The sequence below is a fragment of the Methylovorus sp. SPW-M1 genome, from assembly GCF_053848825.1.
This window is the reverse complement of sequence record NZ_CM132626.1, coordinates 2,769,763-2,794,400: the sequence shown is the minus strand read 5'-3', so window position 1 is coordinate 2,794,400 and position 24,638 is coordinate 2,769,763. Positions and strand designations below refer to the sequence as shown.

Sequence of the window (24,638 nt, the reverse complement as noted above, 5' to 3'; positions counted from 1 at the left end):
GAACTCACCCCGAACAACTGGAGAACACCATGCTTGACGATACACTCAAAACTCAACTTCAGACCTATTTGGGCATGCTGCGCCAGCCTATCCGGCTGATTGCTTCACTCGATGAGAGTGAAAAAGCCGCTGAAATGCGTGAGCTGCTGCAAGACATTGCCGCGCTGTCAGACAAGGTCAGCCTGGATCTGGCAGGCAGTGATGCCCGCAAGCCTTCGTTCGTGATTGCACGTGAGGGTGAGACCAGTGGCGTGCGCTTTGCTGCCATTCCGCTGGGCCATGAGTTTACGTCGCTGGTGCTGGCCTTGTTGTGGACCGGCGGTCACCCACCCAAGGTCGAAGCCGATGTGATTGAACAGATCAAGGCGCTGGATGGCGATTTCCGCTTTGAGGTGTACATGAGCCTGTCCTGCCATAACTGCCCGGACGTGGTGCAGGCAACGGCATTGATGGCCATTCTCAACCCCAAGGTGCAAACCACCGTGATTGATGGTGCCTTGTATCAGGATGAAGTGAATGGTCGCAACATCATGGCCGTGCCCACCACCTACATGAACGGTGAGCCATTTGGCTCGGGCCGCATGACGGTTGAAGAAATGCTGACCAAGCTGGATACCGGTGCTGAGGCACGCGAAGCGGCCAAGCTGGACCAGAAGGCACCTTATGATGTGCTGATCGTAGGCGGTGGACCTGCGGGTGCCTCGGCTGCTATCTATGCCGCTCGCAAAGGCATACGTACCGGTATCGTGGCCGAGCGGTTTGGCGGCCAGGTGATGGACACCCTGGGCATTGAAAACTTCATCTCGGTGAAGGAAACCGAAGGGCCAAAGCTGGTGGCCGCACTCGAAGAGCATGTGCGTAGCTACGATGTCGACATCATCAATCTGCAACGCGCCGAGTCGATTACGCGCGGCGAACTGGTGGAGGTGAAGCTGGCAGGTGGCGCAACGCTCAAGAGCAAGGCGGTGATTGCGGCGACCGGTGCCCGGTGGCGCGAGCTGAATGTGCCTGGCGAGAAGGAATACCGCGGCAAGGGCGTGGCGTATTGCCCACACTGCGATGGTCCTTTGTTCAAGGGCAAGCGCGTCGCCGTGATTGGCGGTGGCAATTCAGGCGTAGAGGCAGCGATTGATCTGGCCGGCTTTGTTGGCCATGTCACCCTGATCGAGTACGACACCAAGTTGCGTGCGGATGCGGTGCTGCAGAACAAGTTGTTCAGCTTGCCCAATGTGACTGTGATCATTAACGCGCAAACGACCGAAGTAACCGGCGATTCCCAAAAGGTCAATGGTTTGGTGTACAAGGACCGCGCCACAAGCGTGGATCATCACCTGGAGCTGGAAGGTGTCTTTGTACAAATCGGTTTGTTGCCAAATACCGACTGGCTCAAGGGCAGTGATGTTGAGCTGAGCAAATTCGGTGAGATCAAGGTGGATGCGCATGGGCAGACATCGATGGCAGGTGTGTTTGCGGCGGGCGATGTGACGACCGTGCCTTACAAGCAGATCATCATTGCCATGGGTGAAGGTTCCAAGGCTGCGCTGGGCGCATTTGATTACCTGATACGCCAGTAAGCCTCACGTTGTAGTTCCTTTTATGACAATCTCGGTTGCCATAAAAGGCCAGGGCCAGTGTTCTTTCCCGGGTAGGGGAGAACACTGGCCCTGAATTTTTTGGTTTTGCCGTTGTTACAGATCAAGCATTTTTGAGGATTTTAAATGGCTTGAGAGATCACAAACGATGGGTATTGGTCAAAGAAGGTGACTCTGACGTTGAAACCCAGATCACGGGCCCGTTGTGCGAGCAGCGTGAAAATGTGCAGTTCATTCTTCAGCGGGATCAGGAACACATTGTCGGCAAATGCCTGGGTAGACTCCGACTTGTGCTGCTCCTTGTTCAGCTGAATGATGTTTTGACTGCTGGTGATGAAGGTTACCCAATTCTTGTTTTCATGATTGGGGTTCGGCCGGTCTACGATCAATAGTGCTGAGTGCATTTTATATCTCCTCGTTTTTATAAAAGACCTACAGTTTCCGTACTTAAAAAATCAAAAACCGTGAAACTAGCATTACAGGTCTCTACAAGAAAATCAATACTCGCAAGATGGATATAGCTTTAAATTTTTATGATTTTGCTGCCGAGGCCGTCATGACAGGCTTAGCAGCTGACGTAACAAAGGTAGTGTGACCGGGCGTTTGTAGCTGAGTGACCATTCATCCAGAGCATCCAGCGTGGAAACCAGGGTGGGCAGATCACGACGCAAGTGGCGCAGGCAATAATCCAGCACTTCATCCGGCAATCGCATGCCACGGGCTGCTGCATGCTGGCGCAAGGCCAGGGCTTTTTCCTCATCGCTGAGCGGATGCAACTGGTAGCTGAGCCCCCATGCCAACCGGGTGGCCAGGTCATCACGCAGTTGCATGGCGGTTGGCGCGGCGATGCCGGCCGCTACCAGCACGCCTTCGCCAGCGCGCAGGTGGTTGTAGCTGTCAAACAAGGCAATCTGCTCTTCATTGCTGAGCTGGTGGACATCATCGGCGCAGATCACGTGCACGCCCAAGGCTTCGCCCGCACGGTTGCAGGCATGTAGCAGATGACTCTTGCCGCTGCCGGTTTCACCCCACAGGTAGATAAAGCGTTGCGCACTTTGCCCTTCCAGCGCGGCGCGCAGGCTATGCAGGGCCTCGGCATTGCGGCCTGGGACAAAATTATCCAGGCTGGGCAACGCTGATGGTTGAATGTCGAGCAGTAACTGTTTCATGGCATTTAGCCGCAAAGCGGCAAGAGTGGGGCCTGCATTTTATGTGAACCTGATTAATGCAGGTAGATATCGCTATTGAGATAAGCGCGTTTGGCATGGCGCAGGCCGACGGCAATCGCGGCGCTGACAGGCAGCGCCAGCAAAATACCGGTAAAGCCGAACAGCTGGCCGCCAGCCAGCAAGGCAAAAATCACCATGACGGGGTGCAGGCCGATACGGTCACCGACCAGCCAGGGCGTGAGCCACATGCTTTCCAGCATCTGGCCGATACCAAATACCGCGATGACAGGAACATATTGGGCAAAGGTGGTGAACTGCAATACCGATGCCAGCGCGGCGAGCAGCATGCCAGTGCCGATGCCCAGGTAAGGCACAAACCCAAGCAAGCCAGCAATCAAACCGATGGGCAGCGCGAGCTCCAGTCCGGAAAGCCAGAGGCCGGTGGCGTAAAATGCGCTCATCAACAGCATGACGGATAATTGCCCGCGTAAAAATTCTGCCAGCATCATGTCGACTTCACGGGCAATCTCCACAGTTTTGGCATACCACCGGCGTGGCAGCAGTTGGTCAAACCGATTGAGAATGTCGTGCCAGTCGCGCAGCAGGTAAAACAGCACAATCGGAATCAGCACCAGATTCGCCAGCCAGGCGAACAGCGCCAGCCCGTGATCGCTCAGTGCCAGCAAAAACTTGCCAACGAAATCACTGGCCGACTTCCAGTTATTGGTAATCACCTGCTGCACTTTAGTGGCGTCAATATCGATCGCCACGCCGAAATGCTGCAACAGCCAGGGCTCAATGCGCGTACGCAAGCCGGTAATGTAGGTCGGCAGTTTTTCCATGATCAGCATGAATTCTTTCTGCATCATGGGGATCACGATCAGCAGCAGGATGCAGATAATGGCGATCAGCATCAGCATGACCAGCAATGAGGCGACGGTCCGCCCCAAGGTGAACTGCCAGAGGCGCACCTGCGCCAGTCTGTCGACCAGCGGATTGCAGATATAGGCGAAAATGGCGGCAATCAGAAACGGTGCCATGATGGGCAGCAGCAGGTATACCACTAGCAGGAACAGGCCGCCGAGCAGAATCACGCGGTAATCAGGCAACAGGTTTTCTCGTTTGGCGGTCATTTCGGGTAAAATTATATTTAATTACTGTAATTTATCTTGTGGAAAGCGAGAACTCAACTTGAATTCTGATCAAACCAACGGCGGTGCCGCACCAACTTCAATGAGCTATCGCGACGCCGGTGTCGATATCGAAGCCGGCGATGCGCTGGTCGAGGAGATCAAACCGTTTGCCAAGCGTACCATGCGCCCCGAGGTTTTGGGCGGAATTGGCGGATTCGGCTCGCTGTTCGAAGTCCCGAAAAAATTCAAAAATCCCGTGCTGGTTTCCGGTACGGATGGCGTAGGCACCAAGCTCAAGCTGGCATTTCAGCTGAACAAACACGACACTGTGGGTATCGATCTGGTGGCCATGAGCGTGAACGATATTCTGGTGCAAGGCGCTGAGCCCCTGTTTTTCCTGGATTACTTTGCCTGTGGCAAGCTCGAAGTCGGTGTGGCTGCCCAGGTGATCAAGGGCATCGCGCTGGGCTGTGAACAGGCCGGCTGTGCGCTGGTGGGCGGCGAAACCGCTGAAATGCCTGGCATGTATCCCGCCGGTGAATATGACCTCGCCGGGTTTGCCGTCGGTGCAGTCGACAAGGAAGCCATTATTGACGGTACTACCATTGCGGCGGGTGATGTTGTGCTGGGTCTGGCATCCAGTGGTGCGCATTCCAACGGTTACTCGCTGATCCGCAAGCTGATCGAAAAATCCGGCATTGATATGGATAGCGATTTCCATGGCAAGCCTTTCCGCGATGTGGTGATGGCGCCTACCCGTATTTACGTCAAATCCCTGCTCAAGTTGCTGGCTGCCATGCCGGTGAAGGGCATGGCCCACATTACCGGTGGCGGCATCACGGAAAATATTCCGCGCGTATTGCCTGCCGGCCTGACCGCTGAAGTCCGCCGCGACAGCTGGACTCTGCCGCCTTTGTTCCAATGGCTGCAGGCACAAGGCAACGTGGCTGATGACGAGATGTACCGTACTTTCAACTGTGGCATTGGCATGGTGGTGATTGTGTCAGCCGCTCAGGCGCCAGAGGCAATCAAGCTGCTGGCAGATGCAGGTGAGCAGGTATGGCAGATTGGCCAGATTCGTGCGCAGCAGCCTGACGAAGCGCCTACGGTGGTGGTGTAGTCGCCGGAACGAAAACCAGCGACTATCGTCACATGGACATCGTTTACTTCAAGTAGAACATCATGCGCTATCTTTCCTTACGCAATTCCATACTCACGGCTTGTTGCCTGCTGGCCGCGTCGCTTGTGCACGCCGCGCCGCGCCAGGTGGAGCTGGTGTATGAAGCCACCCGCAATGGCCAGCCATTCGCCACGGTGACTGAGACTTTTCGTCAGGAAAATGGCCGCTACCGCATTGAGAGCGTAACGCAGGGCATAGGTGTGTACGCCTTGTTTGGCAAGCGCCGCCTGTTGAGTGAGGGTGAAGTTACCGAGCAAGGGCTCAAGCCCAGCCATTTTGAGCTGCATCAAGGTGACAACGATAAAAAATCCTTGCTGACAGATTTCGACTGGGCGCAGAACCAGCTCAATATGCAGGTGAAGGGCAAGACCGTTATCGCGCCGCTTGAGCCAGGTGCCCAGGATCTGGCCAGTTTCATTTACCAGTTCATGTTCCGTCCTCCAGTGGGTGAGGATGTGAATATGCCGGTGACAACAGGCAAAAAGCTGCGCAGTTATCACTACCGGGTGACGGAGCGCGATGTCCCGCTTGATCTGCCTGGCGGCCATTTCAAGACACTGCACTTGGTCGATGCCACGCCGGAGGGCGAGGACGGCAAGGAATTCTGGTTGGCGACGGACCGTCATCACCTGCCGGTCCGTCTGGAAATGCGCGATGACAAAGGTGCCAAAATCGAGCAGATTCTGACCAGCGTGCATGCGGAATAAGCAAGACGAGCCTCAGCGCAAGTATTACCTCCGCTATGTCCTGGCCCTGCTGATTTCATTGCTGTTGCATGTGGTGTTGCTGGGAGGGCTGGATTTAAGGCTACCAGATTTGCCTTCTGCCCCCAGCACCATGCAGGTTGAGATGATGCCTGCACCGTTGCCCAAACCATTGCCCCCGGCTATCAAGCCCAAACCCAAAAAAGCGGCTCCGGCAGCCGTGCCGGCGACCCCGCAGGATGCTGCGCCCACTGTGGAGGCGCCAGCAGAGACTGCTTCATCAATACTTGCGGAGGCTGGTGATGCCGCTACCCCCGTAATCGAGGAAAACGAACCACCGGAAGAAGTGACCGAGGCCCTGCCGGAGCCTTCCAAGACTGATCCCGTGAATTACGTGGAAATGGATTACGAGGTCAAGCGCGGTGGCCAGGCTGGCACCTTGGGCCGTACCCATGTGCTTTTCAAGGTGCATGACGAAAATCGCTACACCCTGACCAGCGAAACCGAAGCGCAGGGCCTGGCATCGCTGTTTATCTCAGGCAAGCTGGTGCAGCGCAGTGAAGGCCTGGTGACGGAACACGGCTTGCAGCCGCAGCATTTTTTTTATCAGTATGGCAACAACGACGCCAAGGCCCAACGTGCCGAACTGGACTGGGATAACCATACGATTGCCATGCAAAGCAGCAAGGGACTGGTGACGCAGGCCCTGCCAGCGGGTACGCAGGACTTGTTGAGCTTCATGTACCAATACATGTATCAGGATCCGCTGGCCCAGATGCAGGTGGCAGTCACCAATGGCAAGCGCCTGCGGACATACAGCTATAGTTTTGAAGGGGAAGAGCAGGTGCAGACCCGCATGGGCGAGATACGTGCTCTCCATATTGCAAAATCCACTGGTAACGAAAAGACCGAGTTGTGGCTGGCGGTCGATTATCGTTACCTGCCTATTAAAATACGTAAAACAGACGAGGACGGTACAGTGCTTGAGCAGATTATGACCAGGCTGAATACCGATATCATGAAATGAAAAACATCCATCCCCAATTACTTCGCTTTGCAGGTACTGCGCTCGCTGACATCCTCGCGGGCACCGGTCCGGCCGATGCCGTGCTGGGCTCTTTTTTCCGTAACAACCGCGAGTTGGGTACCAAGGAAAGAGCCTTTGTCGCCGAGTCCGTGTATGGCGTCCTGCGTCGCAAGCGCCTGCTATCCTACCTTGCCGATGGCGATGATCCGCGCAAGCTGCTGGTGGCCTGGCTGGTGCGAGTACAAGGCATGAGCCTGCGCGATCTGGAAGACACGCTCAACACCCAGCAGAAAGAGTGGGCACAGGAGATCAAGGCTAAAAATACCGACAATCTCAGTCTGGCGATTCAGGCCGATATGCCGGATTGGTTATGGGAAAAACTCAGCGCCCAATATGGCGATGAGCAGGCGCTCACTATTGCTCGTAGCATGCAGCAGCAAGCCATGATGGATTTGCGCGTGAATACCATCAAAGCCACGCGCGAAGACGTGCTGGCCAAATTCATCAGCGAAAATACCCAGCTGAACCAAGACACCATCGTCCCGACTCCGCTTTCGCCGACCGGTATACGTCTGCCGCAGCGCCTGAACATCAGCCGGCATATTCTGTTTACCGAAGGCAAGGTGGAAGTGCAGGATGAAGGCAGTCAGCTGCTCGCACATCTGGTAGCGCCACGTCGTGGCGAGATGATTGCCGATCTCTGCGCAGGCGCGGGTGGCAAGACGCTTGCCATGGGCGCACTGATGCGCAATACCGGTCGCCTGTATGCATTTGATATATCCGAAAAACGCCTGACCAATCTGGGCCAGCGCCTCAAGCGCTCGGGCTTGTCCAACCTGCATAGCCAGCTGATCAGCAGCGAGCAGGATGCCAAATTGAAGCGCCTGAACGGCAAGTTTAACCGCGTGCTGGTGGATGCGCCTTGCAGCGGCCTCGGTACCCTGCGTCGCAACCCTGACCTCAAATGGCGGCAAACCCCGCAGGACGTGCTGGAACTCACCGGCAAGCAAACCTCTATTCTGGCGCGTGCTGCCAAGCTGGTAAAAGCGGGCGGCCGCCTGATTTACGCCACCTGCAGCCTGCTCTCGGATGAAAACGAAGCCATCGCCGATGCATTCCTGGGTGCGCACCCTGATTTCAAGCTGATTCCTGCTAATGAAGTCCTGGCCCAGCAGCAGATTCCAGTGGACACTGGTGAGTACCTGAAACTATTGCCTCATCTGCATCAGACCGATGGCTTCTTTGCTGCCGTGTTCGAAAAAGCGGCGGCGAGCTCGGAACCCGCCGCCGCCTGACCTTGCTGAAGTGCTGATTCGGGTGGCATCGCGCATCGAATCAGCGCTAGGCAGAGTCAGGTAGCTACGGTAAAGTAATTTCATGCGGCTTTTGGCCGCATGTCTTTGTATCAACCCCTTAGCTGCCTGACTCCGAGGTCTCGATGAAGCTTAGTCTTAACACCCAGATTTTTACTGGCGCCGCCATCGGCGTGCTTATCGGCATGGCCATCAGCCCGCTCGCGCAGGATAGCGAGCTGCGTGTGCAATCGCTGTATGCGCTTGGGCTCATCGGCAGTGTATTCATTGACCTGCTCAAGATGGTGTTGATCCCGCTGGTATTCACCTCGATTGTGGTCGGCGTCGCCAATCTGCAAGCGCATCGACAGGTACACCGGGTGTGGACCAGCACCTTGGGATTTTTCATATTGTCCATGGCGCTGGCCATCGCGCTGGCGTTGGCTGCGAGCAATATCTTCAAGCCGGGGGAGGGCATGTACTTGGCGATGTTCCAGGATGCCATGCAGAATTTCGAAGCTCACCGGCTGACCATGCCCGAGTTTTTCAAGCAATTTCTGCATGAGCTGTTCATGAATCCGTTTGCCGCACTCGCCAATGGCAAGGTGCTGGCTGTGGTGATTTTCGCCCTGTTCATGGGGATCGCACTGGTGGTGGGCGGCGAGCGCTACCAGAACATACACAAGCTGCTGCAGGAAGCCCAGGAGCTGGTCATGCGCATTGTCGGCTGGATCATGCATCTGGCGCCGCTGGGCATCATGGCCTTGCTGGCCCAGCTGGTGGCCAATCAGGATCTGAGCCTTCTGCAGACCATGGGGAAATTTGTCACGCTTATTGTGGCGACGACGCTTATCCACGGTGTCATCATTCTGCCGCTATTGCTGTACCTGGTGACGGGGGTGACGCCCTTGCGCTTCTGGCGTGGCGCGCGCGAAGCGCTGATTACCGCCTTTGCCACCAGCTCAAGTTCGGCGACCTTACCGGTGACCTTGCGCTGCGTGGAAAACAAGCTGCATGTAAAACCGGAGATCGCCGGGTTTGTCGTGCCATTAGGCGCCACCATCAATATGGACGGCACTGCCTTGTATGAAGCGGCAGCCGCTTTGTTTATTGCGCATTTGGCGGGCATCGAGCTGGGCACGGGCCAGCAACTGGTGGTCTTTTTTACTGCCATGATCGCCGCCATGGGGGCACCAGGCATCCCCAGTGCAGGCATGGTGACCATGGTGATGGTGCTGCAGTCGGTAGGCTTGCCCGCAGAAGCCATCGCGATTTTGCTTCCCATAGACCGCTTGCTGGATACATTGCGCACCGCCGTCAATGTGGAAGGCGATATGGTGGGCAGCCTGATTGTGCAAAAACTGGTGCAGCGCTAGTCAGTGTTGCTTGGCCTCCATGCCGCCGCCATAGCATCGTAAGTCTTCTCCAGAAAATGCCAGCCACACCCAGGCTGGCATTTTTTATGGCTTTATATGATAATAATTCTCATTAGCCAGCGATGTCCCGCAGAGAAAGCAGGGCTGTAAGCCAACATTTCCCTACTTTAGCTCAGTAAAAAGGACATTACCCATGCGTTTATATCATTCTCTCGCGCTTGTTATCGGCTTTGCATCCAGTCATGCCATGGCCGCTGCCTGTAGTGTGGATATCGAAGCCAACGATGCCATGCAGTTCAATACCAAAGCCATCGAAGTCAGCAAAAGCTGCAAGGAATTCACCGTCAATCTCAAGCATACCGGCACCATGGCCAAAGCCATGATGGGGCACAACTGGGTGCTCGCCAAAGCCAGTGATGAAAAAGGCGTGCTTGCCGATGGCGCGGCTGCCGGCTCGGCGAATGATTACGTCAAGGCGGGCGATGCCCGCGTGATTGCGCATACCAAACTCATCGGCGGCGGCGAAAAAGACAGCGTCAAGTTTGCTGCCAGCAAGCTCGCGGATGGGCAGGATTATGTGTTCTTCTGCTCTTTCCCCGGCCATGCCTTCATGATGAAGGGCAGCGTCAAGCTCGTAAATTAATCAGCCATTCACCAAGCTGAATTCAGGGCCGGGGCATTCCCATGCACACCGGCCTTGACCTGGCGATAGCGACGGCCGTATAGTGCCGCCTCCATGAAAAAACAAATAGCGATCATTTCCGTCATTAACCGCAAAGCGCTGTGGCTGCGTGCCACCCAGTGCTGCGGTTGCTATTTGTCCTGAATTTTTGCAACCGCGGGCTCTCCGCGGTTGACTACTGTCTATTCTCGTTGAGCCCATAACCTGGGCCCACGATGTCTACGTTTATCAGTTCACGCTTTTCTTCTCCCATGGCGGGTATTGCCATGGTATTGCTCGCCTCGGTGGCAGTGTCCTCCAAGGCCATTATCGTCAAGCTGGCCTATGTGTATCCGGTGGATCCGGCCACGCTGATTGCCCTGCGCATGGCGTTTTCGATTCCCTTCTTTGCAGCCCTGGCGTGGTGGTCTGCCAGGCAGAATAGCCTGGCAACACTTTCATCACGTCAATGGATGGCGGTGCTGGGGCTAGGTGCCATTGGCGGCTATGGCCCCATGTGGCTGGACTTTGCCGGTCTCGCCTATGTTAGCGCTGGCCTGGAGCGCATCATCCTGTTTCTTTACCCCACCATCGTGTTGATGTTTTCTGCCTTGCTGTTCCGGCAGGCGATCGGCCGGCGTGAGCTTTTTGCCCTGATTACGGGCTATGCCGGCGTCGGTTTGGTGGTGGGGCATGATATCGAGTTTGTGCATGGAACTGCGGATGCCACCCTTATGGGGGCTGCGCTGGTGTTCGCCAGTGCGGTGTTGTATGCCGCTTATCTGGTGTTGAGCGGCAAGTTGATTCCGCAGGTTGGTGCCTCGCGCTTTACCGCTTACACCATGCTGGTGGCGACCTTCACCAGTGGCATGCATTACGCCGGCAGTCAGCATGTAGTGAGCTGGTCGCAGTTGCCTGGTGAGGTCTATCTGCTGAGTTTGCTGATGGCGGTGGTGGCGACGGTGTTGCCGGCAGTGTTGCTCAATATCGGTATCCAGCGGCTGGGCAGCAACCGCGCGTCGCTTATCAGCTCCATCGGCCCGGTATCGACCATTTTTCTGGCCTGGGTGTTTCTTGGCGAACACATCACCTGGTTGCAGCTGGGCGGTACAGCGCTGGTCATGGCTGGCGTGCTGGCTGTGAGTCTGGGCCGCACACCGGCGTGAGAGATGGAATCGTGGGAAGGGGAGACTAGGCGATCCGAGACCAGTCAAAGCCGGGGCCGGGATCGGTTTTGCGACCGGGGGCGATATCCGAATGCCCGGCAATGCCTGCAATCGGGTAGCGCTTTTTAAGGGCGGCGATCAATTGCTGCAATTGCGCGTATTGGGCTTCGGTAAAGGTATCGGTATCGCACCCTTCCAGCTCGATGCCTACGGAAAAATCATTGCAGCGCTCCTGTCCCTGCCACTGCGACACCCCGGCATGCCAGGCGCGAAGTCCACACGGAACAAACTGCAGCACGCTACCATCGCGGCGAATGAGAAAGTGCGAGGAAACCTTGAGCGTATAAATCTCGGCGTAATACGGATGTGCCGTCGGATCCAGCTGATTGGTGAATAGTTCGATAATGCCGTTTCCACCGTATTGTCCCGGCGGCAGGCTGATATTGTGGATCACAATCAGCTTCACCTCCGCCTCATCCGGCCGGGCGTCATGGTTGGGCGAGGGGATAAAAGTCCCCTGATTCAGCACGCCGTCTGCGTTAATTTCGAGCGCTGTCATGTTGGCGTTCATGTTATCCGATAAAATCCTGAAACTTGTCGCGTGCCACACGGGCCACGCACCTTGACCGATACTGAAGAAATGGATGCATAACCATGGTGTTTTTTGAATTGTTCCTCATGCTGATTGTGATTCTAATCGCAGCCGAGGTGTTTACCAATGCGCTGGAGCATCTGGGGGAAAAGCTGGGGATTTCGGAAGGGGTGACCGGCTCATTGTTTGCCGCTGTCGGCACGGCCTTGCCCGAAACCTCCGTGCCTTTGCTGGCCTTGCTGGCAGGCACGCAAAACCTGCAAACCAACGAAGAAATTGGCGTAGGCGCCATTCTCGGTGCGCCCTTGATGCTGGCAACCCTGTCCATCTCGCTGATGGCATTTGCCGTGCTCAAGAAGCGCGGGGCCTTTGGCCGTTTCCATCCGGAAAAAACCGGCTTGAGGCGCGATCTCGACTTTTTCATCGTGGCCTTCTCGTTTGCCGCGCTGGCCCTGTTCATTCCGCATACACAGGCGGCTATCCGTGGTGCGCTGGGTTTTGGCATGGTGCTGATCTATTTCATTTACATCCTGCTGACGATACGCGCTTCCAAGGATCTGGTGAGCAGCGGGCATGGAACCGAAGCTGAAGAGCCCATGTTCCTGTGCCGCATCGGCTTGCCCAATAACACGGTCGTGATCGTGCTGCAGCTGGTCTTGGGTCTGGGGCTGCTGGTGGCTGGGGCGAAAGGGTTTATTCATGGAGTGGAAGAGGCGGCGCAAATCATCGGGGTATCGACTCTGTTGCTGTCCCTGCTGATTATTCCTATTGCCACTGAGTTGCCTGAAAAGGTGAACAGCATCCTGTGGGTGCGCAAAGGCAAGGATACACTGGCTTTTGGCAATATCACCGGCGCCATGGTGTTTCAGGGTACCTTGTTGCCCGCTATCGGCATCATGCTCACGCCGTGGGAACCTCGGGTGGAAGTGTTATCCGGCTTGGTGATTACGCTGGTGGCTGCCGTCTGGCTGCGCGTGTTGGTGGCACGGGGGGGCATCAAGATCTGGCATCTGTGGGTCAATGGCCTGATGTACCTGATCTACCTCGGCATCGTGTTGCTCTAAGTTTCAACATTGGCTGAGTTCACGCCTGACTCAGCATCTCACTTTAATCGGCCAGCCTGCGGTAATAATGCAGGCTGGCGCGATGATCAGATTAATCCTCGTCATCATCCCCATCGCTGTCTTTACCCAAACCCAGCTTGGAAAGGCGATAGCGCAGGGTGCGAAAGCTGACGCCGAGCAACTTGGCGGCAGCCGTCTTGTTATGGCCGGTTCTTTCCAGCGCGTTCAGAATCGCCTGCTTTTCTATGCTTTCCAGATAGTCTGGCAGGGGCAGGCCATTGGCTTCAATTTCCAGCGCAACCCGCTTGCTTTCGGTTTGCAGGCGCAGGTCAGTGGGCTGCAGGCTGCGCCCATCATGCAAGGTGAGTGCACGTTCCAGTATGGTTTCCAGCTCCCGCACATTGCCCGGGTAATAGTGCTGTAACAGCATTTGCTGGGTTTCGCGTGCGATCAGCGGAACATCTATCTTCTGGCTCTGGCACAGGCGTTTGAGCAGGTATTGGCTGATAGCGGCAATATCTTCGGGAATGTCGCGCAGGGCGGGCAGGTCCAGCGCGATCACGTTGAGCCGGTAATAGAGGTCCTGGCGAAACTGCCCACGCTCCATCATGGCGGTCAGATTACGCTGCGAAGCACTGATGATGCGGACATCGATGGTTTCTTCCTTGCGCTGACCGGGGATGGAAATCGATTTATCCTGAATGGCACGCAGCAGGCGCACCTGGCTGGCCAGCGGCAGGGCGGCAATCTCCTTGAAGAAAAGCGTGCCACCGGAGGCTTTCTGCAGTGCGCCAGGTTCATCTTCGTCACCAAAGATTTCTTTTTCCAGCTGCTGCTCGGGGATGGCGCTGCAGTCCAGGGTAATGAATGCGCCGCTCTGGCGCGAGCTGGACTGATGGATAAGACGCGCAACCAGCGATTTTCCGGTTCCGGCCTCTCCGCTGATGAAGACGGGCGCCTGATTGCGTGAAAGCTTGGTGATGGTGGCGCGTATCTGTTGCAGCGCCGTGGACTCCCCCACCAGACTGGGGCCGCTGACATTACCGGCCGCATTCGGCAGGTTGAGCGCGGATTGCACCAATGGTCGCAGTTGTTGCAGCGAAATGGGCTTGGTAATGTAATCAAAGGCGCCTGCCTTAAGTGCGGAGACTGCGTTATCGGCGCTGCCGTAAGCGGTAATCACTGCGACTGGCAACCCGGCATGGTGCTGGTTGATATAGCGCACCAGGTCCAGCCCATTGCCGTCGGGCAGTCGCATATCGGTCAGGCACAGGGCGTAGGATTTTTGCCGCAGCATGAATTTGGCATCGTCCAGGTTGGCTGCACTATCGGCCTTGAGGCCCATGCGTGTCAGTGTCATGACGATCAATTCGCGGATGTCGTGTTCATCATCCACGACGAGGCAGTTGAGTGGGTTAGCCATTTTTTATAGTCATCGTAAAGAGGCTGCCTTGCGGGGTGGAGCTGCATTCCAGCCGCGTATTGTTGGCCTGACACAATTCGCGGGCGATATACAGGCCCAGACCGGTTCCGGTTGCCTCGGTAGTGTAAAAGGGTTCAAACAAGTGTGGCATCACATCAGGCGCAATGCCTGGCCCATCGTCCCGAATGGCGATGCGTATCGCGCGCGAACGCGACGAACGGCGAATTCCCATGTGCAGGCTTCCCTCCTGCTTTCGCCCGTGGCGCCATCCATTACGACAGATGTTCCACAATATCTGGTTGAGGTGCCTGTGGTCAAACATCACGACGTGGGCGCCGGGCTGGATATCCAGCACAAAGCCGCTGGGCGGGATGTTTTCGACCTGACAGAACTGTTCATGAAACGCCTGCACAAAACTATCCAGCGCCACCGGTTGCTGTTGCGTGCGGTCGCGCCGGTTCAACTCCAGTACATCGGTGACAATGTGATCCAGCCTTTCCACATTATCGGCCACGATGCGCAATAACTTTTGCGAGCCGGGATCGGTAATGTCTTCCTGTAGCAGCTGATTGGCGTGGCTGATCGAACTCAGGGGATTGCGGATTTCATGGGCGATGTTGGCGGTCAGTTTGCCCAGGGCGGCCAGTTTGATCTGATGTGCCTGGGTCTGGATCTGGCTCCAGTCCTCAATAAAGATGACAGCGCCCTGGTCACGCGCATGGTTGAGCGGCATGAAACGCAGGCGAAGGTCATGATGCGCACTTTGCAGTTTGAACACCGACTCCTGCCCGGTGTGATCATGTATCCAGTCCTGCATCAAGGCGGCAACCTCCGGCAAGGCATGCAGAGTGGTCGGTGCAGATGCCTCCGCGTCCAATCCCAGCAGGGTCAGGGCTTGCTGGTTGTGGTGGCGTAATTGCATCGTATGGTCGACGACCAGAACCCCATCGTGCATTTCCTCAATGATCAGCGCATTGATCTGCGCCATGCTTGCCAGGTCGACGCCACGTTCCGATGCCAGTTTTTCACTTTCGCGGGCACGCTTGGCCAGACTGTGCGCCAGCCAGGCCGTTGCATAACAGCTGAGGCTCAGCATGACGGCATGCGAGTAATCGACGATGCTTTCCTGCCAGTGCAGCAACTGATAGGTTTGCTCAAGCAAGAGGGCGATGGTGGCGAGCGAGGCATAAAACAGGGCCAGCCGTCCCCGGCTGATCAGGCTGGCGGCGGCAATCGCTACTACCAGCAGCAGCCCCAGGCCATTGCGTATGCCGCCCGAGGCAAACATCAGCATGATGATGAAGCCGATATCCATCACCACCAGCGTGGTCAGCTGGGTTGAGAAGCCGGGTTTCTTCAGGCCGGTGAATACAATCGCCACCAGGCTGACGCCGAGATAGCCCAGCGCGATCTGAAAATACAGGGCCTTATTGAAGTTTTCCCAGAAGGGGAGGTCATCCAGAAACTGGAACGACAAGACAAAGATGAGGGCAATGACCAGGCGGTAAAGATTGAACAATCCCATCGGCCGCCAGAAGGCGCGCTTCTCGATGATGGGCGACGCTTCCGGGCTACTGCTCATGATTGCGCGTTTGATCGGGACTGTGCAGCTGGGCATGCGCCAGGCTGCAGTAATCCGTTTGCGCCATGCGCACACTTTCACTCTGTGGCAGATGCACGCCGCAGTGCGCGCATTTCACCATTTTTTCTTCGCCAGAAGGCCGCGTATCGCGGGTATCCAGGTTTTTTGCGTAGCGCTTGAGTATGCTGTAAACCAGCCATGCGGCCACGACGAGCAGTAATAGTTTTGCCATTGCGAATTTGCTACCTGATTGAGTGACTAATATCTTAATTGATTTTTACAATTCGACGGCAAGGATCGAAACTCAACTGTTATACTGCATTGGCCAAGAGCGACCGTGAATGCGGCCCAGGCCCATTCGAGCGCTGTTTTATATCTCAAGACCATGCCCGTCTGTACCCACTACATTATGTCTGCAACCGCATAGAAAATGGCAACAGCTCAGGAACTTTCAACCTTTCTAGCCGAGGTCGAACGGCGCGCCTATCGGCAAACGGCTTATGCCGTGCGTGACGAGCACGCTGCACTCGACATCGTGCAAGATGCTATGCTCAAGCTATCTGAAAAGTATGGCGCGCGGCCAGTGGAAGAATTCCCCATGCTGTTTCAGCGCATACTGCAGAACACCATGCGCGATTTCTGGCGCCGTCAGAAAGTGCGCAATCTCTGGACCTCCTTGCTTTCCTCCTTTGGCGGCCACGCGGCAGATGACGACGATGAGCATGACCCCCTGGAGACCATGGAAACCGGCCAGCGCAGCGAGGATGAGCCCGAGGCCCAGCTTGAGCGCAGTCAAACGATTGCTATAATTGAACGCGCGATAGAAAAACTGCCGGCACGTCAACGGGAAGCTTTCCTGATGCGTTACTGGGAGGATATGGATGTCGCCGAAACTGCCGCCGCGATGGGATGCTCAGAGGGAAGCGTCAAGACCCATTGCTCCAGAGCAGTGCATGCGCTTGCAGCAACACTACAACACTATGGATTTAATCAACAGGGACTCAAGAAACCTGGAGCCGGATCATGAACCAGCAACAATCTACCGTCAAACTCGTCGTCCAAGCCCTGGACGCCAGTGTCGAAGACCTGGATGAAGACGTCATTCGCCGTCTGGCTGCTGCCCGCGAGCGCGCCGTGTCGGCCATTCAGCCGCAATGGCAGGCTGCGGGTCACAATGGTGTATTTCACAACCTGGGCAATTATGTCGTGCATCATCGCCTGATGACATCGGCGGCATTGTTGCTGGGAGCGCTGGTGCTCGGTTTTATCGTCACGCAGCATGTGATCGGCCAACATCAGCTGGAGCAGGGCGATGCATTTCTGCTAGGGTCTGAGTTGCCGCCTGAAGCATATCTGGATAAAGGGTTTGATACATGGCTGCAACAAAACGCGCGCTAGGCTTGCTGCTGCTGGTCCTGCTGAGTGGGCAGGCCTGGGCAGAGGATAGCAAGAGCGTGATGTTGAAGTGGTCGCAGCTCACGGAAGATCAACGCAAGGTATTGAATCCGCTTTCCAAGGAGTGGGATACCCTGCGCCCTTGGCAACGCGAGAAAATGCTGGATATTGCCCGTGATTACCCCAAGATGAACGCCCAGCAACAGGCGCGTGTTCAACAGCGCCTGAACGACTGGAGCCGCATGACGCCCTTTGAGCGCGAGAATGCCCGCAAGAAATACCAGCAGTTCCAGTCCTTGCCGCCCGAAAAGCAGGAAGAATTGCGCAAGAAATGGCGCGAATACCAGAGCCTGCCTGAAGCTCAGCGTGAAGGCTTGCGCCGCGATCAGCCCGATCTTTACGACGCCAACGAACTTGATAACTAGCTCGCGCCAAATCTGGCCGGGCCCACTTTGCTCATGACGCTACCTGATTCCCCCCGCTGGCCACGCCGCCTTGCCGCCATGCTTTATGAGGCCTTGCTGCTGGTGGCCATCCTGTTTTTTGCTACCTTTCTGTTTGTCATTCTGCTGGGCAGCGCAACTGAGCCGCCGGCACGCTACATTCTGCAGGGATATTTATGGCTGGTGGCGGGTGGGTATCTGGTGTGGTCGTGGCGGCATGGCGGACAGACGCTGGCGATGCAGACCTGGCGCATTCGCGTGACCAATCGCGAGGGTGGGGCATTGGACTGGCGGCAGGCTTGCTTGCGCTATGTCATCGCCAGTGTGTTTTTCGGGGTGGGGTTTTTATGGGCCTTGTTTGATCGGGAAGGCCTGTATCTGCATGACCGACTGACCGGGTGCCGTTTGCAACTGGAGCCACCCAAGCGGCCTGCCAAGTAGAACCGCTAACGGCGCTCCGCCATGAACAGCATGGTCAGGCCAGCCAGCAGGAAAAGCAATGTCGGTACCACCGCACTCATGAGCGGCGACCAGTCGTTGAGCAGCCCCAGGTGAACAAACACCCGGTTCAATACCTGATACACAATCCCCAGCATGATCCCGGCAAAAATCTTGGCACTGGCGCCTCCCGAGCGCTGTTGCAAAAAGCCGAATGGCAGTGCCAGTACGACCATGACCAGCGAAGCCAGCGGATACACCATTTTTGACCAGAGAGCGATTTCATGCCGCGAGGTTTTCTGCTTGTTGGCGCTCAAGTGGTGGATATAGAAATACAGGTTCCAGGCGGACATTTTTTCCGGCACCACCAGCAGTACATTCAGCAGCTCCGGGCGGATGAGCGATTGCCATTGCGCCTGCGGGAAAAACTCGGATTTGACGGTTTTATCCAGAAAATGTGTTTGCTGCACATCCTTCAGATGCCAGTTTTCTCCATCAAAGCGACCGGTTTTGGCATCGCTGATCGTACGCAGATGGAAGGAGTCATCAAACTCATAAATGTGAATATTCATGAGTCCTGAATCCGGCATCACTTCTTCCACATTGACGAAGCTGCGGCCATCCTTTACCCAAAGACCAGAGCGAAAATCCTGGGCCACCACAGAGTCCGTGGCCTGAATACGCAGGCGCTGTGCGGTTTTTTCACTATATGGTGTGACAAATTCGCCGACAAAGAAGGTGATGACAGCGAAAATCAGGCCGACTTTCAGCAGTGAGCGGGCAATGGTCGCAATCGAGATGCCACTGACACGCAGGATGATCAGTTCAGAGTGTCGCGATAGCTGGCCCAGCGCATACATGGTGCCGACAAGCACGGCGACGGGCACCACCTCATAAACGTGGCCTGGGGCGCTCAGCAGCACAAACATTAGCACCTTGTTCAAGCCATAGGTGCCTTTGCCTATGCTTTCCAGTTCCTGGATCAGATCAAAAAACGAGAACATGGCGAGCAAAGCCACCATGATCAGCATGATGCTGGAAACGATTTCCTGCGTCAGGTAACGGTTAAGCAGTTTCATGACTTGAACCAGCTTAATTTCCAGAATGCCGGTATCAGTGGACGTTGCAGCAGGCGACGATAAAACATCCAGATGGTCAGCAGCAGGAAGAACACATGCACAGGCCACAGCCCGACAACGGGATTGAGTTTGCCTTGCGTGAGCCAGGCCTGCACTATGCTGAGCATGTTGTTGTAGATGATGTAGATCAGCAATGCCAGCATCATGTTGGCGGAGCGGCCGGAGCGGTTATCCACAAAGCTCAGGGGAATGGCCAGCAAGACCAGCAGGAATGCGGAGATCGGGATGGCGAGACGCCATTGCAGTTCGGCATTGTTGGCGGGGTTATGGTTCTTCAGCAATTCCACGCTGCCGAGGGCGGCGGTGCCGGGCGGCTCTTCTTTCACTTCGTTGGGTTCAATGCGGATGGAATAACGCTCAAACTCGGTGGTGGAAAATTCCGCCGTATTCGGTTTGCCTTCGTAGCGGCGGCCATGTTCCATCACCAGGAAGTTATCGCCATTGTCAGCCACAGTGCGATGCCCCTGACTAGCGACGACCACGCCCAGGCGCTGATGCTGCACTGATTGTACGAAAATGTTTTTGACGACATTGCCCAGCTCGTCAAAGCTCTCAACAAAGAATACGCGATCGGCGTTGCGCGATTCCTTGAAGACGCCTGGGCTGATGGAAGCGAGCTCGTCGCGGCTTTTGAGCTGATCGCGGAATTCCGAACCTTTATTGGTGGCCCATGGCGTGACGAACAGGCTCAGCACCGCAATCACGGCTACTACCGGGATGGCGAATGTCAGCACAGGGCGTATCCAGCCAGCCAGGCCCATGCCCGAGCTGAACCAGACCACCATTTCACTATCGCGGTGCCAGCGTGTCAGTGTCAGCAACACCGCCAGGAATATGGTGAGGGAAAGAATCATCGGCAGGAACTTCAGCATGCTGAAGCCCAACAAAGTATTGATGGCATCGCTTGCCAGGCTGCCTTTGGCGGCCACGCCAATATAGTAGGCAACGCGTTGCGCAATCACGATGCCAAACAGCACCAGGAAAGCGCCAATGGCGGTGCCCACAAGCTCTTGCAGCAGGGATCGTTTGAAGAGCATAGGCTTAATTAAATGGTCTTGTGATCAAGGATTTTGAGTTACAGCGAAAACGCAGGATAATCAAAAGAAGCTTAATAAAAAGGATAACTTGGAATGGAATTTAGCATAAAAACCGGCAATCCGGAAAAGCAACGTAGTGATTGCATCGTCGTGGGTGTATTTGATACGCGCAAACTGAGTGAAGCCGCGGTGGCGCTGGATCGTGCTGCCGAAGGTTATCTGACCACGGTACTGGCGCGCGGCGATCTCGACGGTAAGCTGGGTTCCTCCCTGATGTTGCATAGCGTGCCGGGTATCGCCAGTGATCGCGTATTGCTGGTTGGTCTGGGCAAGGCTACTGAATTCAAGGAACGCGAATATCGCCAGGCAGTGCGTGCTTCTTTCAAGGCGCTGAGTGGTACCAGCGTCAAGGCCGCCAGCACTTACATGGCCGATCTGCCGGTGAAGAAGCAGGATGCAGCATGGAAGGCAGCTCAGATCGCCGAGATCGGGCAAGACGTGGATTATCGGTTTGATGTCATGAAGGGCAAGGCCGCGCAGGAAGAAAAGGCAAAATCTGCCAAGCGTGTTGCCAAGGTCGCCGTGGCTTTTATCGAAAAATCAGAAGGCAAGCTGGCCGAGAGCGGTCTCAAGCAAGGCCTGGCATTGGCCGCAGGTGTGAGCCTGACCAAGGATCTGGGCAACCTGCCGCCCAATGTATGTACGCCAACTTACCTGGCCGATCAAGCCAAAGCCATGGGCAAGCAATATGGCTTGCAGGTGGAAGTGCTGGATCGCGACCAGATCGCCAAGCTGGGCATGGGTTCTTTCCTCGGTGTGGCGCAAGGCAGTGCGCAGCCACCCAAGCTGATCGTGCTGCAGCACAAAAAGGGCAAGAAGAGCCAGAAACCAGTGGTACTGGTTGGTAAGGGCATCACGTTTGATACCGGCGGTATTTCGATCAAGCCTGGCGCTGAAATGGATGAAATGAAGTACGACATGTGTGGCGCAGCCAGTGTGTTGGGTACGTTCAAGGCGATTGCAGAAATGGATTTGCCGCTGAACGTCGTGGGCGTAATCCCGACCTGCGAAAACATGCCGGACGGCACCGCCATCAAGCCCGGTGATGTATTGACCAGCATGTCTGGCCAGACCATTGAGGTATTGAACACCGATGCCGAAGGCCGCCTGATTCTGTGTGATGCGCTGACCTATGCTGAACGCTTTGAGCCAGCTGCCGTGGTCGATATCGCTACCCTGACCGGTGCTTGCGTGATCGCGCTGGGTCACCATGCCAGTGGTTTGTTCAGCAACAATGACAAGCTGGCACAAGAGCTGCTAGCCGCTGGTGAAACGGCGCATGACCGTGCCTGGCACATGCCGCTGTGGGAAGATTACCAGCCACAGCTGGACAGCAACTTTGCCGATATGGCGAATATCGGTGGCCGTGCAGGCGGCAGCATTACCGCGGCCTGCTTCCTGTCGCGTTTCACCAAAAAGTACGAGTGGGCGCACCTGGATATCGCCGGTACGGCCTGGAAGTCTGGCAAGGACAAAGGCGGCACAGGTCGCCCCGTGCCCTTGCTGACCGAGTTTCTGGTGAAACGCGCTGCCAAGTAATCCGCATGACGCGTATTGAATTTTTCTTTAACGTAGGCAACAAGCTCGACAAGGTGGCCGAGCTTAGCCAGCGTGCGGTGTCCAAAGGGCGCCGCATGATGGTGTTCGGCCCCGACGAAGCGGTGCTTTCCGAACTGGAGCGCGTGTTATGGAGCGGGTCGGCCCTGAGTTTTGTGCCGCATTGCCGAGCCCAGCATCCGCTGGCGCCGGAAACCCCTATCGTGCTGGACTTTAAGGGTGAGCCACTAATACACGACGATGTGCTGATCAACCTGCAGCATCAGCACCCGCCGTTTTTCAGCCGGTTTCGCCGATTGATCGAGATTGTGGGCAAGGATGAGGCCGATAAGGCACAAGCACGCGTCAGGTATCGCTTTTATCGTGACCGTGGCTATGAAATTAGAACCTTTGATGAAAATGGAGCGGCATTGTGATGGAACCGGTTAATCGCCCAGGGGATGATCTGGCGGCTGTGCTTGGTCGTATCAGCTTGTTGACACAGCAGGCTGGTGTGCCGGCTGTGGATCCGGTGGAGACGGCCGATATTCCCATGCTGACAGATGTCTACGTGGGGTCCACCGTGCAAATGAAACCGGAGAGTATGCAGCAACAGGCATTGTCCATCCCGGGTGCCAGCACCACTGCATCGTATGAAGCTGTGCTGGACGACATGCTGCCGCTGATACGGTCCACGATCAACAAAGTGCTTACGGAAAGCCTGGATCAACTGATCCCGGGTTTGCAAAACAAGCTCACGCAAGAATTGGCAGAGCAGGTGAGGCTGAAACTCATCAGCCTCGCTGTCAATAAGTCTGAATAGAAACGGCCCCATACGGGGCCGTTTTCTTGTCCACATGGCGAAAGCCAGCGCCGCAGTCCTTACTGCCCTAGCTGTGCCTCGTAGCCAGCGGCATCCAGCAATTTCTCCACATCGGTTGCGTTATCGGCCTTGAACTGGAATATCCAGGCTTCATAAGGTTTGTCATTGATGAGTTCAGGAGTGCCTTGCAGATCGGCATTGATCGCAGTCACGACGCCATCCAGCGGTGCATGCAGGTCTGAGCCAGTCTTGACGGACTCAACCAGCCCGCATGCCTGACCTGCTTTAAGCTCAGTCCCGGGCTGGGGCGCCTCGACATAGACAATATCGCCCAGCAGATCCTGCGCATAATCCGTGATGCCTGCATTAAAAATCCCGGCTTGCTCCGTAGGGGAGACCCAGAGATGTTCGGCAGAATAATGCAGATTGTCCTTAATTTTCATGAGATCGCGCCGTTAGATGAGATATGGCTTATTTTCGCATAAGCTGACCGGCTCTGGCAGGTCCGCCGTGCGGATTTTTGCAAGGCTGGAAAAACTCGCCATACAGCTAAACCAGCGCGTAAAGAATCTTCGCTATCTTGATGACAAATTGTGATTATTTGGATAATATCCAGCTAATCGTTTTAGAAGGACAGGCCGCAATGTTACGAAATTTTCTTATTATGGTGACGGCGTTCACCCTGTCCATGCCTCCCCTCGTGGTTGAAGCCGCTACGACACAAAAGTCTACCAAGCGTGTTGTAGCAAAGTCCAAGCCTGCCAAAACCAAAGTAAGCAGTCGCAAAATCATTCGCACCATTCGTGCTGATCGCAAATATCAGGTCCAGAAAGCCGCATACCACCCCGGTGTTTTCCAGGAAGATCATCCTTCCAACCTGCAACTCGCGTCTTCCAAGGCGCTGATTGTCAATCAGGAAACGGGGGAAGTGCTGTATGCCAAGAGCGTGGACCAGGCGACGCCCATTGCATCCGTTACCAAACTGATGACAGCGATGGTGATGCTGGATGCGCATCTGCCGATGGATGAGCTGCTGACCATCAACGAGGCCGATGTGGACACCCTGAAAGGCACCAGCTCACGCTTGCGTCTGGGAACCACGCTGACGCGCGCCGAAATGCTGCATCTGGCGCTGATGTCATCCGAAAATCGTGCTGCATCGGCCCTGGGCCGCAACTACCCTGGTGGCTTGACTGCCTTTATTCGCGCCATGAATGCAAAGGCGTCCATGCTGGGCATGGCGCATAGCCAGTTTGTTGATCCAACCGGTCTGAACAGTGCGAACATCTCGACGGCGGAAGACCTGGTCAAGATGGTACGCGCAGCGTATCAATACCCTGAAATCCGCCAGGTCAGCACGTCTGCCTCTCAGGAAGTCCCGGTATATGGCTTGCGCAACCCGATCAACTTTGTAAATACCAATGTGCTGGTTCGTAACAGTGATTGGGTGATTGGCCTTTCCAAGACCGGCTTTATCAACGAGGCAGGCCGTTGCCTGGTGATGCAGGCGGAAATTGCTGGCCAGCCCATGATCATCGTGTTGCTGGATTCCTATGGCAAGTACTCACGTATTGGTGATGCCCAACGTATTCGTAAATGGATAGAGAGCAGCAACGTCTCTCGCCATATGAGCTAGTGTTTATAAGAGCGGCGTAAAGCCGCTGTGTAGTGCCGGCTAACCCCATCGAAAGATGGGGTTTTTTATTGGGTAAAAGCTGCTGGACGGCTAAAAATTAGTAGGGGTATTAGCGCATTGAGGGGGAGAGGGGTGAAGCAGAGCAACGTGCCCTTTTTCAAAGGCAGAGG

General features: G+C 55.7%; 27 protein-coding genes. 17 read left to right on the top strand and 10 right to left on the bottom strand.

The window, feature by feature from the left end; genetic code table 11:
- Nucleotides 1-29: 29 nt before the first annotated feature.
- Nucleotides 30-1,574 (top strand): alkyl hydroperoxide reductase subunit F, encoded by a 1,545-nt coding sequence (gene ahpF / locus ACWWD9_RS13280; protein ID WP_015829214.1) that lies wholly within the window; start codon nucleotides 30-32, stop codon nucleotides 1,572-1,574.
- Between the two features lie 140 nt (nucleotides 1,575-1,714).
- On the opposite strand, the gene ACWWD9_RS13275 is transcribed toward ahpF, so the two are convergent.
- The 3 genes from ACWWD9_RS13275 to ACWWD9_RS13265 all read right to left on the bottom strand — a co-directional run bounded on the left by ACWWD9_RS13275 (nucleotide 1,715) and on the right by ACWWD9_RS13265 (nucleotide 3,894).
- The gene (locus tag ACWWD9_RS13275; RefSeq protein WP_013441044.1) at nucleotides 1,715-1,996 is read right to left on the bottom strand and encodes a hypothetical protein; all 282 of its coding nucleotides are present in this window, start codon (nucleotides 1,994-1,996) and stop codon (nucleotides 1,715-1,717) included.
- 150 nt (nucleotides 1,997-2,146) lie between these two features.
- On the bottom strand, nucleotides 2,147-2,761 hold the full coding sequence (locus ACWWD9_RS13270; RefSeq protein ID WP_455867269.1) for an HdaA/DnaA family protein: 615 nt from the start codon (nucleotides 2,759-2,761) through the stop codon (nucleotides 2,147-2,149).
- A gap of 53 nt (nucleotides 2,762-2,814) precedes the next feature.
- Nucleotides 2,815-3,894 carry an AI-2E family transporter gene (locus ACWWD9_RS13265; protein WP_159356307.1) on the bottom strand — a complete coding sequence of 360 codons (1,080 nt, stop codon included), beginning with the start codon at nucleotides 3,892-3,894 and terminating at the stop codon, nucleotides 2,815-2,817.
- Nucleotides 3,895-3,994: 100 nt separating this feature from the next.
- On the opposite strand from ACWWD9_RS13265, the gene purM reads away from it, so the two are divergent.
- The 7 genes from purM (at nucleotide 3,995) to ACWWD9_RS13230 (ending at nucleotide 11,300) form a co-directional block, all read left to right on the top strand.
- The gene (purM, locus tag ACWWD9_RS13260; protein WP_041369886.1) at nucleotides 3,995-5,014 is read left to right on the top strand and encodes a phosphoribosylformylglycinamidine cyclo-ligase; all 1,020 of its coding nucleotides are present in this window, start codon (nucleotides 3,995-3,997) and stop codon (nucleotides 5,012-5,014) included.
- Between the two features lie 62 nt (nucleotides 5,015-5,076).
- A complete protein-coding gene (locus tag ACWWD9_RS13255; protein WP_455867268.1) occupies nucleotides 5,077-5,781 on the top strand; it encodes a DUF3108 domain-containing protein in 705 nt (234 codons plus the stop codon).
- Nucleotides 5,771-6,805, top strand: a complete 1,035-nt coding sequence (locus ACWWD9_RS13250) for a DUF3108 domain-containing protein (RefSeq protein ID WP_455867267.1) — start codon at nucleotides 5,771-5,773, stop codon at nucleotides 6,803-6,805. The genes ACWWD9_RS13255 and ACWWD9_RS13250 overlap by 11 nt, the downstream gene beginning before the upstream one ends.
- The gene (locus tag ACWWD9_RS13245; RefSeq protein ID WP_455867266.1) at nucleotides 6,802-8,100 is read left to right on the top strand and encodes an RsmB/NOP family class I SAM-dependent RNA methyltransferase; all 1,299 of its coding nucleotides are present in this window, start codon (nucleotides 6,802-6,804) and stop codon (nucleotides 8,098-8,100) included. The genes ACWWD9_RS13250 and ACWWD9_RS13245 overlap by 4 nt, the downstream gene beginning before the upstream one ends.
- A 143-nt stretch (nucleotides 8,101-8,243) precedes the next feature.
- Nucleotides 8,244-9,473 (top strand): dicarboxylate/amino acid:cation symporter, encoded by a 1,230-nt coding sequence (locus ACWWD9_RS13240; protein WP_455867265.1) that lies wholly within the window; start codon nucleotides 8,244-8,246, stop codon nucleotides 9,471-9,473.
- 193 nt (nucleotides 9,474-9,666) lie between these two features.
- Complete coding sequence (azu, locus tag ACWWD9_RS13235) at nucleotides 9,667-10,116, top strand: azurin (RefSeq protein ID WP_455867264.1); 450 nt, start codon at nucleotides 9,667-9,669, stop codon at nucleotides 10,114-10,116.
- Nucleotides 10,117-10,370: 254 nt separating this feature from the next.
- Nucleotides 10,371-11,300 (top strand): DMT family transporter, encoded by a 930-nt coding sequence (locus ACWWD9_RS13230; RefSeq protein ID WP_455867263.1) that lies wholly within the window; start codon nucleotides 10,371-10,373, stop codon nucleotides 11,298-11,300.
- 25 nt (nucleotides 11,301-11,325) lie between these two features.
- On the opposite strand, the gene ampD is transcribed toward ACWWD9_RS13230, so the two are convergent.
- Entirely contained in the window at nucleotides 11,326-11,859 is a 534-nt protein-coding gene (ampD, locus tag ACWWD9_RS13225) for a 1,6-anhydro-N-acetylmuramyl-L-alanine amidase AmpD (RefSeq protein WP_455867262.1), read from the bottom strand.
- Between the two features lie 95 nt (nucleotides 11,860-11,954).
- On the opposite strand from ampD, the gene ACWWD9_RS13220 reads away from it, so the two are divergent.
- Complete coding sequence (locus ACWWD9_RS13220; RefSeq protein ID WP_013441056.1) at nucleotides 11,955-12,956, top strand: sodium:calcium antiporter; 1,002 nt, start codon at nucleotides 11,955-11,957, stop codon at nucleotides 12,954-12,956.
- A 91-nt stretch (nucleotides 12,957-13,047) separates the two neighbouring features.
- Here ACWWD9_RS13220 and ACWWD9_RS13215 read toward each other — a convergent pair whose 3' ends face one another.
- Genes ACWWD9_RS13215 through ACWWD9_RS13205 form a run of 3 tightly spaced genes read right to left on the bottom strand, consistent with a single transcriptional unit; the run spans nucleotide 13,048 to nucleotide 16,193 of the window.
- Nucleotides 13,048-14,379: a sigma-54-dependent transcriptional regulator gene (locus ACWWD9_RS13215; protein ID WP_041361924.1), complete on the bottom strand. Its 1,332-nt coding sequence runs from the start codon at nucleotides 14,377-14,379 to the stop codon at nucleotides 13,048-13,050.
- Complete coding sequence (locus ACWWD9_RS13210; RefSeq protein WP_049821858.1) at nucleotides 14,372-15,961, bottom strand: two-component system sensor histidine kinase NtrB; 1,590 nt, start codon at nucleotides 15,959-15,961, stop codon at nucleotides 14,372-14,374. Before ACWWD9_RS13210 ends, ACWWD9_RS13215 begins: the two co-directional genes overlap by 8 nt.
- Nucleotides 15,951-16,193 carry a PP0621 family protein gene (locus ACWWD9_RS13205; protein WP_013441059.1) on the bottom strand — a complete coding sequence of 81 codons (243 nt, stop codon included), beginning with the start codon at nucleotides 16,191-16,193 and terminating at the stop codon, nucleotides 15,951-15,953. Before ACWWD9_RS13205 ends, ACWWD9_RS13210 begins: the two co-directional genes overlap by 11 nt.
- 198 nt (nucleotides 16,194-16,391) lie before the next feature.
- Here ACWWD9_RS13205 and ACWWD9_RS13200 point away from each other — a divergent pair, with 198 nt between their 5' ends.
- From ACWWD9_RS13200 to ACWWD9_RS13185, 4 genes are read left to right on the top strand one after another with little or no spacing between them, the layout of a single operon-like run.
- Nucleotides 16,392-16,988 carry an RNA polymerase sigma factor gene (locus ACWWD9_RS13200; RefSeq protein ID WP_013441060.1) on the top strand — a complete coding sequence of 199 codons (597 nt, stop codon included), beginning with the start codon at nucleotides 16,392-16,394 and terminating at the stop codon, nucleotides 16,986-16,988.
- Nucleotides 16,985-17,359 (top strand): DUF3619 family protein, encoded by a 375-nt coding sequence (locus tag ACWWD9_RS13195; protein WP_455867261.1) that lies wholly within the window; start codon nucleotides 16,985-16,987, stop codon nucleotides 17,357-17,359. The genes ACWWD9_RS13200 and ACWWD9_RS13195 overlap by 4 nt, the downstream gene beginning before the upstream one ends.
- A complete protein-coding gene (locus ACWWD9_RS13190; RefSeq protein ID WP_013441062.1) occupies nucleotides 17,335-17,781 on the top strand; it encodes a DUF3106 domain-containing protein in 447 nt (148 codons plus the stop codon). The genes ACWWD9_RS13195 and ACWWD9_RS13190 overlap by 25 nt, the downstream gene beginning before the upstream one ends.
- A gap of 33 nt (nucleotides 17,782-17,814) precedes the next feature.
- Complete coding sequence (locus ACWWD9_RS13185; protein ID WP_049821859.1) at nucleotides 17,815-18,240, top strand: RDD family protein; 426 nt, start codon at nucleotides 17,815-17,817, stop codon at nucleotides 18,238-18,240.
- Between the two features lie 5 nt (nucleotides 18,241-18,245).
- On the opposite strand, the gene lptG is transcribed toward ACWWD9_RS13185, so the two are convergent.
- Nucleotides 18,246-19,316: an LPS export ABC transporter permease LptG gene (lptG, locus tag ACWWD9_RS13180; protein ID WP_455867260.1), complete on the bottom strand. Its 1,071-nt coding sequence runs from the start codon at nucleotides 19,314-19,316 to the stop codon at nucleotides 18,246-18,248.
- The gene (lptF, locus tag ACWWD9_RS13175; protein ID WP_015829230.1) at nucleotides 19,313-20,413 is read right to left on the bottom strand and encodes an LPS export ABC transporter permease LptF; all 1,101 of its coding nucleotides are present in this window, start codon (nucleotides 20,411-20,413) and stop codon (nucleotides 19,313-19,315) included. The genes lptG and lptF overlap by 4 nt, the downstream gene beginning before the upstream one ends.
- A 93-nt stretch (nucleotides 20,414-20,506) precedes the next feature.
- Between lptF and ACWWD9_RS13170 the strand changes: the two genes are divergently transcribed.
- The 3 genes from ACWWD9_RS13170 to ACWWD9_RS13160 are packed head-to-tail and all read left to right on the top strand — an operon-like array spanning nucleotide 20,507 to nucleotide 22,832.
- A complete protein-coding gene (locus ACWWD9_RS13170; RefSeq protein WP_455867259.1) occupies nucleotides 20,507-22,012 on the top strand; it encodes a leucyl aminopeptidase in 1,506 nt (501 codons plus the stop codon).
- Between the two features lie 5 nt (nucleotides 22,013-22,017).
- Complete coding sequence (locus tag ACWWD9_RS13165) at nucleotides 22,018-22,446, top strand: DNA polymerase III subunit chi (protein ID WP_455867258.1); 429 nt, start codon at nucleotides 22,018-22,020, stop codon at nucleotides 22,444-22,446.
- Nucleotides 22,446-22,832, top strand: coding sequence for a hypothetical protein (locus ACWWD9_RS13160; RefSeq protein ID WP_013441068.1), 387 nt, complete (start codon nucleotides 22,446-22,448; stop codon nucleotides 22,830-22,832). The genes ACWWD9_RS13165 and ACWWD9_RS13160 overlap by 1 nt, the downstream gene beginning before the upstream one ends.
- Before the next feature lie 59 nt (nucleotides 22,833-22,891).
- On the opposite strand, the gene gcvH is transcribed toward ACWWD9_RS13160, so the two are convergent.
- The gene (gene gcvH, locus ACWWD9_RS13155) at nucleotides 22,892-23,275 is read right to left on the bottom strand and encodes a glycine cleavage system protein GcvH (protein ID WP_455867257.1); all 384 of its coding nucleotides are present in this window, start codon (nucleotides 23,273-23,275) and stop codon (nucleotides 22,892-22,894) included.
- A 200-nt stretch (nucleotides 23,276-23,475) separates the two neighbouring features.
- On the opposite strand from gcvH, the gene pbpG reads away from it, so the two are divergent.
- A complete protein-coding gene (gene pbpG, locus ACWWD9_RS13150; RefSeq protein WP_015829233.1) occupies nucleotides 23,476-24,468 on the top strand; it encodes a D-alanyl-D-alanine endopeptidase in 993 nt (330 codons plus the stop codon).
- The last annotated feature ends 170 nt before the right edge of the window (nucleotides 24,469-24,638 follow it).